This is a genomic window from Brachybacterium fresconis (genome assembly GCF_017876515.1).
GTDB classification, from domain to species: domain Bacteria; phylum Actinomycetota; class Actinomycetes; order Actinomycetales; family Dermabacteraceae; genus Brachybacterium; species Brachybacterium fresconis.
Map to the genome: position 1 here is coordinate 3,362,149 of NZ_JAGIOC010000001.1, position 13,246 is coordinate 3,375,394.

The window sequence follows — 13,246 nt, forward strand, 5'->3', positions numbered from 1 at the left end:
GTCCGGAAAACCAGGTGCGGGTGTCGGATCCCTGTGAAAGGTTTCTCCGATGGGGATCTTCGCCGTCGGCGCATGGTGTATCAGGCAGGCGTGGGCGGCCGCCCCGTGCATGGTCGCGGCGGCCGCGGTCCTGGGGCTCCTCGTCGCAGCCGTCCCCTCGCTGCAGGTCGTGCTCATGGCGCAGTTCGTCGGCGCCCTCACCGGCGCGGACAGCTTCGACGACGTCGCCGCGCCCTTCGCGGGCCTCGTGCTGCTGATCGCCTTCACCGGGCCCGTCGAAGCGATCGCCGGCACCATGCAGTGGCGCGTCGTGGATCTCATCGGTCTGCACTCCAAGCGCGAGGTCGCCGACACCCTGGCGACGCTGCCTCCGACGGTGCTTGCGGATCCGGTGGCCGCAGCCGATATCGAGGCGGGCAACAAGGCCGCGGAGGAGGAGCTCTCCTTCCTCTATCCCTTCGTCCTGAGCCTGCTGCGCGACATCCTGTCGGTGGTGGGCGTGTTCCTCACCCTGGCCACGATGAGCCCGCTCGCCGCGGTGTTCGTCCTGATCTCCCTGCTCCCGATGCTGTTCGCCTCGCAGCGGATCTCCCGCATCAGCTCGCGGATGTGGGACGACGTCGGCAAGCTCTACTGGCGATCGCGCTACCTCCACCAGCACCTGGTCACGACGGCGTCGTCGATCGAGCTGACCTCTCTGGGCGCCAACGGTCAGATCTCCTCGAAGGTCACCGGGACGGTCGGACAGATCACCGCCCGCAAGTCGCAGACCTACCTCCCCATGCTCTCCTGGCGACTGCTCGCGGGGGCGGCGACCTCGCTCCTGCTGGCCGGCGCGCTCGCCGCACTCGTGGTGGGGGTGCACTACGGGCCGGCCGCCGCCGGCGGCGTCTACGGAGTGATGGCCGCGATGGGGGCGGTCGGCTCCCTCGGCGCGAACCTCGGGAACATCGTCGAGGGCAGTGCCCCGTACGAGCGCTACGAGACGCTGCTGGGCATGCGACGCGAGGCGCGCGACCCCTCGCTCGCCCGCGACGCGCACTCCCTCGTGGTCTCGGGCATCTCCCATACCTACGAGGGCCAGGACGCGGCCTCGCTCGTCGGCCTCGACCTGCGCATCGACAAAGGCCGCATCGTCGCGCTGGTGGGCGTCAACGGCGCCGGGAAGACCACCGCGGTCAACTCGATCGTCGGCACCCTGGACCCGCAGTTCGGCGAGATCTCGATCGACGGCCGCACCCGCGCGGACATGCCTTTCCAGGAGTGGGTGGGCCATTTCGGCACCCTCACCCAGGAGTTCGGCCGCTACGAGCTGACCGTGCGCGAGTCGCTGCAGCTCGGCACCCCGCGCCGCGATGTGAGCGACGAGGAGATGTGGACGGCGCTGGAGGCGGCGAACGCCGCGCACATGGTGCGCGGCTTCGAGAACGGACTGGACCAGCAGCTGGGCTCGCAGTGGGACGGGGGAGTGGGCCTCTCCGGCGGCCAGTGGCAGCGGATCTCCCTGGCCCGCATCCACCTGCGGGCCGCACCGATCTGGATCCTCGACGAGCCCACCAGCGCGATCGATGCCGAGGCCGAGCAGGACATCTTCCGCGAGCTGCAGCGCTCCAAGGCCGGCCGCATCACCATCGTCGTCTCCCACCGTGCGTGGACCCTGCGCGGGATGGACGAGATCCTGGTGGTCGACCAGGGCCGCGTCATCGAGCGCGGTCGCTACGACGAGCTGCTGGGCCGGGGCGGGCGCTTCACGGAGATCTTCGCGGAGCAGGCCGCCTGAACGGTGCACTGCGGCGGTCGAGAGAGCCCGGTGGTCAACCGCGGCCGACGACACGCGTTCTCCCGGAACCGGTTACTCCGAAATTCTCCACAGATGTGGAACATCGGGGAGCGGCGGCCCGCTCGAGGCGCGTCGAGGGGTCCAGAGGTCTCGCGTCGCCCGGCCCCGCTGCGACGTCCCCGACTACCCTGGGAGCAGAGCGCTCGACGGTTCTCGCGATGGAGGAGACATGCCCGCTGCACGCCCCTGGCCCCTCGGAGTCGACGGCATCGCCTACGGCGGTGATTACAACCCGGAGCAGTGGCCCCGTGAGGTGAGGCTGGAGGACATCGAGCTGATGCGCGAGGCCGGGGTCACCCTGGTCAGCGTCGCGATCTTCGCCTGGGCCATGCTCGAGCCCCGCGAGGGGGAGTACGACTTCGCCTGGCTCGACGAGGTCATGGACGACCTCCGTGAGGCCGGCATCAAGGTGGCGCTGGCCACCGCGACCGCCTCCCCGCCGCCGTGGCTGACCCGCCACCATCCGGAGATCCTGCCCGTCACCGAGGACGGCACCGTGCTCGGCCAGGGCGGGCGGCAGGCCTACGCCGTCTCCTCGCCGCTCTTCCGCGAGTACGCGCTGCGGATGACCCGCATGATGGCCGAGCGCTACGGCGACCATCCCGCGCTCGCGCTGTGGCACGTCGACAACGAGCTCGGCTGTCACGTCCCGCACGACTACTCCGAGCATGCCGCCGTCGCCTTCCGCGGCTGGCTCGAGCGCCGCTACGGCACCATCGAGGAGGTCAACGACGCCTGGGGCACCGCCTTCTGGTCCCAGCGCTACGACTCCTTCCACGAGATCCTGCCGCCGCGCGCCGCCCCCACCGACCCCAACCCCACCCAGCAGTTGGACTTCGCCCGCTACTCCAGCGACGAGCTGCTGACCCACTACCGCGCCCTGCGCGAGGTGCTGGAAGAGGTCACCCCGCAGATCCCCGCGACGACGAACTTCATGCTCTCCTCGGCGACCAAGTGGATGGACTACTTCTCCTGGGCGGCCGACGTCGACGTGGTCGCCAACGACCACTATCTGATCGCCGCCGACCCCCGCGGCCAGATCGAGCTGGCCCTGGCGGCGGACCTCTCCCGCGGCGTCGCGGGCGGCGACCCCTGGATCCTCATGGAGCACTCCACCTCCGCCGTGAACTGGCAGGCCCGCAACCGCGCCAAGGGGCCCGGGGAGATGCTGCGCAACTCGCTCTCGCACGTGGCCCGCGGGGCCGACGGGATCATGTTCTTCCAGTGGCGCCAGTCCCGGGCCGGCGCCGAGAAGTTCCACTCGGCGATGCTGCCCCATGCCGGGCAGGAGTCCGAGGTGTGGCGCAGCACGGTCGCGCTCGGCCGGGCGCTGGAGGCCCTCGCTCCCGTCCACGGCAGCCGCGTGCTGAACCGGGTCGCGATCGTCATGGACTACCCCTCCTGGTGGGGCAGCGAGCTGGACTCCCACCCCACCCAGGCGCTGCGCTACAACGAGGAGCTGCTGCGCTGGTACACGGCGCTGTGGGACCTCGGCGTCGGGGTCGATCTGGTGCCGACGGGCACCGACGTGACCGGCTACGACCTCGTGCTCGCCCCCACGCTGTACACGGTGGCCGACGAGGACGCCGAACGCCTGGCCGAGGCCGCGCGCGCCGGCAGCCAGGTCGTGATCACCTTCTTCTCGGGGATCGTCGACGAGAACGACCATGTGCGCCTGGGCGGCTACCCGGGCGCCTTCCGCGACCTGCTCGGCGTGCGCAGCGAGGAGTTCCATCCGCTTCTGAAGGGCGAGATCCTTCATCTCGACGACGGCACCGCCGCGGACCTGTGGAGCGAGAGGACGCACCTCGAGGGGGCCGACGCGGTGCGCACCTGGGCCGACGGCCCTCTGCACGGCTGGCCCGCGGTGACCCGCCAGGTGGTGGGGGAGGGCGCCGCCTGGTACGTCGCCGCTCGCCCGTCGGCCGAGGGGCTCGAGACGCTGGCGGGCGAGATCATCGCGGCCGCCGGCGTGGAGCCGACCGTGCCGGGGCTGCACCGCGACGTCGAGGCCGTGCGCCGCTTCGCCGAGGACGGCACCACCTACCTGTTCGTCCTCAACCACTCCGACCGCGATCAGGTGGTGCAGGTCAGCGGGCACGAGATGCTCACCGGCGCCGAGGCGGACGGAGCGCTGACGGTGCTTGCCGGATCGGCCGCCGTGATCCAGGAGAGCTGAGGCCCGGGGTTGCCGTCGGCCGGACCGGTCGCGCGGAGCGTCGACTCGACGGCGGCGGGGCTCCGCGCACGAGCCCCGGCGGCGATCGGGCTCCGCGCCCGGTCCTCGGAAGCGGCGGCCGGGCCCGCGGCCACCGGGTGTCCCGTCGGCCGGATTCCTGACAGACTGATGTAAGACGTTTCACCGAGAGGACGACCGACGATGTCCGCCCTGCTGCAGCCCACCCCGGACGGATTCCTTCGCGCCGGGGATTCCCACCTCGTGATCTCCGGGGCGATCCACTACTTCCGCGTCCACCCCGAGCAGTGGCGCGACCGCCTGCGCCGCCTGGTCGCCATGGGGTGCAACACCGTGGAGACCTACGTGGCCTGGAACGTCCACCAGCCCTCAGCGGACGTCGTCGACTTCGACGGCATGGCGGACCTGGGCCGCTTCCTCGACATCGCAGCGGAGGAGGGCCTCGACGCGATCGTGCGCCCGGGGCCCTACATCTGCGCCGAATGGGAGAACGGCGCCTTCCCCGGCTGGCTCCTCGCCGACCGCAACCTGCGTCTGCGCAACCGCAGCGCGCCCTATCTGGCGCAGGTAGACGCCTGGTTCGACCACCTGATCCCGGTGATCGCCTCCCGGCAGGCGAGCCGCGGCGGCACCGTCGTGATGGTCCAGGTCGAGAACGAGTACGGCAGCTTCGGCGACGACACCGCCTACCTCGAACACCTGCGCGACGGTCTGATCGCGCGCGGCATCGACGAGCTGCTTGTGACCTCCGACGGTCCGGCGCGCATGTGGCTGAGCGGCGGCACCGTCGACGGGGCGCTGGCCACGGTGAACTTCGGCTCCCGCGCCCTGCAGGTGCTCGAGATGGCCGAGCGCGAGCTGCCCGCCCAGCCGCAGATGTGCATGGAGTTCTGGAACGGCTGGTTCGACCACTGGGGCGAGGAGCACCACGAACGCACCGGAGGAGACGCTGCCGGGGAGCTGGCCGACATGCTCGGGGCCGGCATGAGCGTGAACTTCTACATGGCCCACGGCGGCACGAACTTCGGCCTGCGCGCCGGCGCCAACCACGACGGCGCCCTGCAGCCCACCACCACCAGCTACGACTACGACGCCCCGATCGCGGAGAACGGCGAGCTCACGGGGAAGTTCCGCGCCTTCCGCGAGGTGGTCGCCCGTCACCGCGATCTGCCCCCGCTGCAGGAGCATCTGGAACAGCTCGGCCTCGCGGCCGTGCCCGCGCGTCTGCCGGCGGCCGAGGTGACGGTGGAGAGGATGATCGCCCTGCGCGGCACCGAGCGCTTCACGCGCCCCGCCCCCGTGCACCCGACCCCGCCATCCTTCGAGGACCTCGGCCTCGAACGCGGCCTGCTGCGCCTGAGCCGCGACATCGAGATCGCCGTGGCCGATCGGGACGGCTGCCCCGAGATCGCCCCGCTGCAGCTGTATGACCTGCATGATCGGGCCTGGGTGTACGTCGACGGGATCTACGTCGGCGCGACCGGCGTGGTGGGCGACGAGCAGCGGGACATCGATCCCGCCCTCGTCGAGCTCACCCCGTTCGCAGACCGTCTGCTGCCGCGCGGCGGGCACCGCACCGTGCGGGTGGAGATCCTGGTCGAGAACCTGGGCCGCGTGAACTTCGGGCCGTACCTGGGCGAGCGCAAGGGGATCCTGGGCGGGGTGTGGCAGTCCGTCCGCTTCCTCAACGACTGGGAGGCTGATCCCTGGCCGCTGGAGGAGATGGCCGACGAGCTCGCCGCCCTGGTCGAGGCCGGGTCGGAGCTCGAGGGGCGCGAGGACATCGGAGCGCGTGCGGAGGCCGGGCCGAGCGCTGAGGTCGGGTCGAGTGCTGAGGCCGGCCTGAGCGTCGGCGGCCGAGGAGAGGCCGTTCTCGATGACGCGCTGCCCGTCCTGGTCAGCGCGTCCTTCACGGCGCCCGAGCAGGCGGACACCTTCCTCGACGTCTCCGGCGCGGGCCACGGCGTCGCCTACGTGAACGGCTTCTGCGTGGGCCGGTACTGGAACATCGGTCCGCAGCAGACCCTCTACGTCCCGGCGCCGCTGATCCGGGAGGGACGCAACGAGGTCCTCCTGCTGGACCTCGAGAAGCGTCCGACGCGCCTCGCGCTCGCCGAGCGGCACATCTTCGGGCGCACGGATCGCTGAGGAGGGCGGTCGGGCGACCGCGCCCGGTCGGACCCGATTCGCGGGAGCGCCGGGGATGTCGGCGGGAAACAGCACGATCACCGGACGCATTGCGAGAAGCGTGATGTGCTGGATGCGGTGGGGACGACCGGCTCCGTCCACGGTCGCCGATTCGTACCGCGAGGACGGGGAGGACGGGATCGGGGCGAGGGTCGCGGGTTCGTTCTCCCGGCGACGTCCCTGTGACGGTGAGCTCATCGATCAAGGCGTCGGTGCCTTGACATGGTGAGACCGCGGGGTAAATGCTTTCACCTACGTTGACCATCGTTCTTGCGACACGAATCCCCTGGCGCCGCGCGGTCGGTGAGGTCAGGATGAAGGCGAGTCCTCCGTGTCCATCGTCGAAAGTGATGCCACCCCATGACAGACCTCCGTATCGGCGTGATCGGCTTCGGTGCGCGCTCGACCCTGGCGTCGCACGCCCATCATCCCGGGGAGGGATCGCGCGTCACTGTCGTCGCGGACCCGTCCCGGCGGGGAAGGGACCTCGCCCGCGAACGCTTCGGGCCGGAGATCGCGACCGTCGACTCGGTCGAGCGGCTCCTCGCCGAGCACGAGGTCGATGCGGTGATGATCCTCGCGCCGGACTTCGCCCACGCCGAGGTGGCGCTGCAGACTCTCGATGCCGGCATCCCCACCTTCTGCGAGAAGCCGATGGCGATCCGCGTCGAGGACACCGACGCGATGCTGGCGCTGGCGCACGAGAAGCGGACCCGGCTGTACATCGGCCACAACATGCGCCACATGCCGGTGATCCGACAGATGAAGGAGATCGTCGATTCCGGCCGCATCGGCCGGGTGCGCGCCATCTGGTGTCGGCACTTCGTGGGCACCGGCGGCGACTTCTACTTCAAGGACTGGCACGCCGAGCGGTCCAAGGCCACCAGCCTGCTGCTGCAGAAGGGCGCTCACGACATCGACGTGATCCACTGGCTGGCCGGCGGCTACACCCGGCGCGTCTCGGGGATCGGTGACCTGGCCGTCTACGGAGACGTCACCGACCGGCGCGACAACTCCGACCGGCTGATGGGCGACTGGTACGACGAGGACACCTGGCCGCCGACGGAACAGAAGGAGCTCAACCCCGTCATCGACGTCGAGGACATCTCGATGCTGACCATGACGCTGGACAACGGAGTGCTCGCCTCCTACCAGCAGTGCCACTTCACGCCGGACTACTGGCGCAACTACACGGTGATCGGCGATGCCGGCCGGATCGAGAACATGGGCGACGGCAGCGGGGACCAGATCCACATCTGGGAATCCCGCCGCTCCGGCCCGGGGCGCCCCGATGCAGTCGAGGTCGTCGCCCGCGCGACCGGCGGTCACGGCGGCGCCGACCCGAACCTGGTCGCAGAGTTCCTGGAGTTCGTGCGCCACGGCGGGGTCACCGACGTCTCCGCGGTCGCAGCCCGCGAGGCGGTCGCCACCGGCGTCTACGGCGCGGAGTCCATCCGTCACGGCGGCGTGCCGTACGACGTGCCGCCGGTCCCCGACGAGATCGTCCGGTACTTCGACGGCGGGCAGCAGGCTTCGCAGGCCGTCGGGGCCTGAGGGCCCCGCGACGAGTCCGGAAAACCACCCCCACCCCCCAGGAGGAATTCCCATGATCAGATTCGGCACCGGCGGCTGGCGCGCCATCATCGGCGACGAGTTCACCCGCGAGAACGTGCGCCTGCTCGCGCAGGGTCTCGCGGACAGGATGCACGACGAGGGCGTGGTCGCACGCGGAGTCGTGATCAGCTATGACCGTCGCTTCCTCTCCGATGTCGCCGCCTGGTGGGCGATCGAGGTGCTCGCGGCCAATGATGTGCCGGTCACCGTCATCACCCGCCCCGTCCCGACCCCGATGTGCATGTGGACCGTGAAGCAGCAGGGCAGCGCCTACGGGATCACGGTCACCGCCTCCCACAACCCGGCTCTGTACAACGGCATCAAGGTGTTCACCGAAGGCGGCCGTGATGCCGAGGTGGAGGTCACCGATGAGCTCTCCGCGCACGTCGCCACCCTGGACCCTGCCGGGGTGCGCTCCCTCGCCCCGCACGAGGTGCGCGAGAGCCCCCTGGTCACCCAGCAGAACTCGATCAACTGGTATCTGGACGCGATCATCGAGCAGCTGGACCTCGACGCGATCCGTCACGCCCACCTCTCCGTGGTGCTGGACCCCATGTTCGGCGTGGCCCAGACCAGCCTGCAGACGATCCTGGTGAGCGCCCGCTGCGAGGTCTCCGTCATCAACGCCCGTCATGACCCGCTGTTCGGCGGTCGCATGCCGTCCCCTGCAGAAGGCTCTCTCGCGCCGCTGCGGCAGTCAGTCCTGGACCAGGGCGCGGACCTCGGCATCGCGACCGACGGCGACGCGGACCGGCTCGGCATCGTCGACGACCGCGGGAACTACCTCAGCCCCAACCAGGTGCTCGTGCTGCTGTACGAGTACCTGCTCAGCGGAAAAGGGTGGCGCGGGCCGGTGGTGCGCAACCTCTCGACCACCCACCTGCTGGACCGGGTCGCCGCCGCGCACGGCGAGACCTGCTACGAGGTCCCCGTGGGCTTCAAGTGGATCAGCGCGAAGATGGCGGAGACCGACGCCGTGATCGGCGGGGAGTCCTCCGGCGGGCTCACCGTGCGCGGCCACATCCCCGGCAAGGACGGCATCCAGGCCGGCAGCCTGCTGGTGGAGATGGTGGCTCGGTCCGGGAAGAAGCTCTCCGAGATCTACGCCGACCTCGTCGAGCGCTACGGCGAGCTGGTGATGGAGGAGTCCTCCTACGGATACACGCCCGCGCGCCGCGAGGAGCTGCAGCGACGGATCTTCGAGGAGCACGACCTGCCCGCCTTCGACCGGGAGATCGACCGGATCTCCTGGGAGGACGGCTGCAAGGTGTACTTCGCCGACGACTCCTGGCTGACCATCCGCTTCTCCGGCACGGAGCCGGTCATCCGGGTGTTCGCCGAGGCGGGCACCGCCGAGGAGGCCAGGGAGCTGTCCCGCACGGTCGCCGACCATTTCGCGCTGACGGACTGACGCGGTCGCGTGTCGGCGACGGCAAGTTCGGGGTCGATGCCCACCTGCCGCGCGTAGACCAGGCACATCCCGAGCACGTCGCCCAGCTCGCATCCCGCCCAGCGAGCTCTGCGCTCTCGTTCCCAAAAGCTCATGTGGCACCGAGAACGTAGAGCTCATCCCGGCACAGCCGCGGTCAGCTGTCGCTCGCAGCGGAGGCGCCGAGGGGTGAACCGTTCGCACCATGCGGCTGGCCGACGGCGGCGGACCCGGCGCGCTCGTACCGGAACCACTTGTCGGCGACCGCCTGTTCGGGGTCGATGCCCATCTGTCGCGCGTAGACCAGGCACATCCCGAGCACGTCGCCCAGCTCGTCGGCCACCACACGTTCCTGCTCCTCGGGCGTACGGCCGCGGTCACGGCTCTGCCCGGACGCGGTCAGATGCGCCTGCGCGAGTTCCCCGACCTCCTCGGTGAGCTTCAGCAGCGCCCACTGCCCGGACCTCTCGATGTCGTAGACCTCCGCATACTGCGCGGAGAGTTTCTCGATGCGGTCGGCGAGGTGATTCAGCTCCATCCGAGCAACCTACCGGCTCCTCCCCAGCCGGCCCGGCCCGACCCACCGGAGACCTCCGCTTCTGCCCGGCGAGCTGCGCTTCTGCCCGGCGAGCTGCGCTTCTGCCCGGCGAGCTGCGCTTCTGCCCGGCGAGATCTGCACTCTTGGTCCCATAGCGCCGTTTGGCACCGAGAACGTAGAGCTCGCCGGGGAGGGGGGGGGAGGGGGAGGAGGCGAGGTCAGCCGTGAGCTCGGCGCGGATCAGCTGGCGCCGCCCACCGCCCCGTAGGCCTCGAGCGCCTCGCGCACGTCGGCGGTGGCGATCGCCCCGGCGTGCACGGGGAAGGACGCGGCGACGAAGCCGTCGGGACGGACCAGGTACAGCCGATCCTCGCGGAGCCTGCCGTTCCCGTCCGGGGTGAAGGTGTACGGCCCCTCGATCCAATCGGGGACGACGGGCCGGTCCGCCTCGATGCCGTAGGTGTGCAGCTGCCAGCTCATCGATCGCAGCACGTCCCGGTTCGCCGCTGTCGGCGGCAGGCGCACGCCGACGGCGCGGTCGCGGGCCCACCGCGGCACGGGCTCTCCGTCGGCCGAGGCGCGGTACCGGATCCGGTACTGCCCGACCAGTCCGGCGAGATACGGGCCGAGCGGGGAGGCGAGCATCCGCGGCACGACGGCGGCGAGCACGGGACGGGCGCGTCGTCGGGCGAAGGCCGTCCCGCGGCCCGTCCGGGCGATGGCCCCGAAGACCCGGTCGGTGGCGTTGATCAGCGTCATCGCCACCGGTCGCCGCTCGGCCTCGTACCGATCCAGCGCGGCGGCGTCGAGATGCCCGGCGGCGACGTCCGCCAGCAGGTTCGCGAGGTGGTGGGCGTCCTGCAGACCGGTGTTCATCCCCTGCCCGCCGATGGGGGAGTGGACGTGCGCGGCGTCCCCGGCGAGGAACACCGCCCCCCGGCGGAAGTGCGCGGCCACCCGGTGGTGGACCCGGTACGCGGAGAACCAGTCGACGGTGTCGTAGGTGATCCCGAGGTCCTCGCGCGCCGCGGCCAGCGCCTCCTCCTGCCCGGGGTCGTCGTCGCCGTGCAGCCACACCAGCCGCGCGTGCCCGCCGGCGCCCAGCGGGAACGAGATCGCGAACCGGCGTTCGCCGAATCGTGCCATCAGCGCGTCGTCGGGCACCCCTGCCACGCCCCGCAGGTCCGCGACGCAGAAGGTCGCGTCGTCCGTGACGCCCTCGAAGGGCAGGCCGAGCTCATGGCGCACCGGGGAGCTCGCGCCGTCGGCCCCGATCACCCAGCGGCAACGGATCCGCACCGGACCGTCGGGCCCCTCGGCCAGCACCTCGACACGCTCGTCGCCGACGGATGCTCCGGATTCGAGGTTCGCCAGGCGGTGGCCCCAGCGGACCGGGTGCCCCTCGGCCTCGAGCGTCGTCGCCAGCAGCTCCTCGTTCTGGGACTGCTCGAAGACCTGCACCCCGGGGTGCCGCGTCCAGCCGGTCTGCGCCGCGAAGATATCCGCACCCGCGGGGGCGGCATCGGTCCCGATCTGGAGGCGCCGCGCGGGATTCGCGTCGGCGAGCACCTGCTCGGCCAGGCCCAGCTGGTCGTAGATCTCCATGCTCCGGGCCTGGAGGACCAGGGCCCGAGATTCCCGCGTCGGCCCGGACTTCCCGTCGATCACCAGGGCATCCACCCCGCGGCGGGCCAGGACCAGACCGGCCATCAGGCCCGTCGGGCCGGCGCCGACGATCAGCACCTCTGTCTCCAGCAGCGAGGGATTCGTGGTACTGACCATGGTGGTGCCTCCCATCGACGCGGCGTCGCGCCGAGTCCTGGCTCCACGGTAGTCCTGTCGACTCCGCCGCGTCTCGGGGCAGCAGCTGTACGATCTGCGTCGTCCTCACCCTTGCGCCCGTGGCATCGCTGCCGCGACAGGAGAACCGATGCCCCGCACCGCCGCCCACCGACTCCCCGCCCTCCCCTCGGACCTTCCGGAGGCGTGGCACGGCGCCGCCACCTGGACCACCACCGGTGAGGGCCAGCAGTCGTGGAGGGTGCGGCCCGAGCACCTCGCGCAGATCATGTCGGCGGACATGGAGGAGCGGTCCCGCGTGCCCAACGGCGTGCGCCTGGAGGTGGACACCGATGCGAGCGCCCTCGAGATCACACTGACCAGCGCACCCGCACCGGAGGATCCCGTCCCCTGTGCCGACATCGTGGTCGACGGTGCGCTCGCGCGGACGGTCGGGATCGACGGACGCACCTCGGCCCGCATCGAGCTGCCCGGGACGCCCGTGCGCGTGGAGCTGTGGCTGCCGCACTCGGTGCCGACCAGTGTGGCGGAGGTGGTCTTCGACGGTGCCGCCCAGCTCACCCCGGCCGCCCCGCGCGGCCTGCGGTGGGCGGTCTACGGCAGCTCGATCACCCAGTGCAACCAGGCCGCGAGTCCGACGGGGACCTGGCCGGCGCTGGTCGCCGCCGAGAACTCCTGGGAGCTGACGGCACTGGGCATGTCCGGGCAGTGCCACCTCGACCCGCCGCTTGCCGAGACGATCGGGGAGGCCCGTCCGGACCTGGTCACGGTGTGCCTGGGCGCGAACGTGTACGGCGCGGGGACCTTCACCGCCCGCAGCCTGCCGCCGACGGTGATCGGCTTCCTCACCCACGTGCGGCGGCTCGTCGACGCCCCGATCGTGGTGATGAGCCCGACCGCCGCCGGGGCCCACCGCGAGGAGCAGCCCAACGCCGCGGGGCTCGACCAGCGGGACGTCCGCGAGATCATCCACCGCTGCGTGCGCAGTCTGCAGCAGCACGACCGGATGCTCACCCTGATCGACGGCACCGAGATCGTCTCCACCGACGAGCTGGATCTGCTCGGCGATCTGCTCCATCCCACCGCCGAGGGCTACCGGGTGATGGCGAAGCGCCTCGCGCCGCAGCTGGCCGAGGCGGCTCGGGGCCGGCCCCCGCGGACCGAGCGTCTGCCGGCCCGGGCCGGCCGCACGACCTGACCGCCCGCACGGCCTGACCGCCCGCACGGCCTGACCGCCCGCACGGCCTGACCGGCCGCACGTCCCGGCGGGCTGACATGGCGCGAGCCGCCCCTCCCGAGGGAGGAGCGGCTCGCGGGGTGGTCGTCGAGGGAGTGCGGTCGCCCCGGTGGTCGCGGTTCAGGCGGAGGTGGTCCCCGCCGTGCCGTACCGCCGACGGAACTTCTCGACGCGGCCGGCGGTGTCCAGCACCGTCGCCTTCCCCGTGTAGAACGGGTGCGAGGCCGAGGAGACCTCGACGTCGATGACGGGATACTCCTTCCCGTCCTCCCAGGTCACGGACTTCTCCGCGGTGCGGGTGGAGCGGGTCAGGAACGAGTAGTCGGCACCCGTGTCACGGAAGACGACGGGACGGTACTCGGGATGGATGGACTGTTTCATGGTTCTCTCCTGTCGGGGTGAGT

Annotated in this window: 9 protein-coding genes; 6 read left to right on the plus strand and 3 right to left on the minus strand. The window is 71.1% G+C overall.

Translation table 11 applies throughout. The features are described 5' to 3' along the window. The first annotated feature begins 49 nt into the window (after nt 1-49). The 5 genes from JOF44_RS14970 to JOF44_RS14990 all read left to right on the plus strand — a co-directional run bounded on the left by JOF44_RS14970 (nt 50) and on the right by JOF44_RS14990 (nt 9,249). Nucleotides 50-1,780 (plus strand): ABC transporter ATP-binding protein, encoded by a 1,731-nt coding sequence (locus tag JOF44_RS14970; RefSeq protein WP_209893083.1) that lies wholly within the window; start codon nt 50-52, stop codon nt 1,778-1,780. 229 nt (nt 1,781-2,009) lie between these two features. Next, nucleotides 2,010-4,019, plus strand: coding sequence for a beta-galactosidase (locus JOF44_RS14975; protein ID WP_209893086.1), 2,010 nt, complete (start codon nt 2,010-2,012; stop codon nt 4,017-4,019). Nucleotides 4,020-4,220: 201 nt separating this feature from the next. Beyond that, nucleotides 4,221-6,185, plus strand: coding sequence for a glycoside hydrolase family 35 protein (locus tag JOF44_RS14980; protein WP_209893089.1), 1,965 nt, complete (start codon nt 4,221-4,223; stop codon nt 6,183-6,185). Between the two features lie 399 nt (nt 6,186-6,584). Beyond that, nucleotides 6,585-7,778 (plus strand): Gfo/Idh/MocA family protein, encoded by a 1,194-nt coding sequence (locus tag JOF44_RS14985; RefSeq protein WP_209893092.1) that lies wholly within the window; start codon nt 6,585-6,587, stop codon nt 7,776-7,778. A gap of 52 nt (nt 7,779-7,830) precedes the next feature. After that, nucleotides 7,831-9,249, plus strand: a complete 1,419-nt coding sequence (locus JOF44_RS14990; protein ID WP_209893095.1) for a phosphoglucomutase/phosphomannomutase family protein — start codon at nt 7,831-7,833, stop codon at nt 9,247-9,249. A gap of 175 nt (nt 9,250-9,424) precedes the next feature. On the opposite strand, the gene JOF44_RS14995 is transcribed toward JOF44_RS14990, so the two are convergent. After that, nucleotides 9,425-9,805, minus strand: coding sequence for a MazG nucleotide pyrophosphohydrolase domain-containing protein (locus JOF44_RS14995; protein WP_209893098.1), 381 nt, complete (start codon nt 9,803-9,805; stop codon nt 9,425-9,427). A gap of 240 nt (nt 9,806-10,045) precedes the next feature. Next, nucleotides 10,046-11,587 (minus strand): FAD-dependent monooxygenase, encoded by a 1,542-nt coding sequence (locus JOF44_RS15000; RefSeq protein WP_245348966.1) that lies wholly within the window; start codon nt 11,585-11,587, stop codon nt 10,046-10,048. 148 nt (nt 11,588-11,735) lie between these two features. On the opposite strand from JOF44_RS15000, the gene JOF44_RS15005 reads away from it, so the two are divergent. Next, nucleotides 11,736-12,803 carry a GDSL-type esterase/lipase family protein gene (locus JOF44_RS15005; RefSeq protein WP_209893104.1) on the plus strand — a complete coding sequence of 356 codons (1,068 nt, stop codon included), beginning with the start codon at nt 11,736-11,738 and terminating at the stop codon, nt 12,801-12,803. 159 nt (nt 12,804-12,962) lie between these two features. Here JOF44_RS15005 and JOF44_RS15010 read toward each other — a convergent pair whose 3' ends face one another. Next, nucleotides 12,963-13,223 (minus strand): type B 50S ribosomal protein L31, encoded by a 261-nt coding sequence (locus JOF44_RS15010; RefSeq protein ID WP_209893106.1) that lies wholly within the window; start codon nt 13,221-13,223, stop codon nt 12,963-12,965. Nucleotides 13,224-13,246 lie beyond the last annotated feature (23 nt).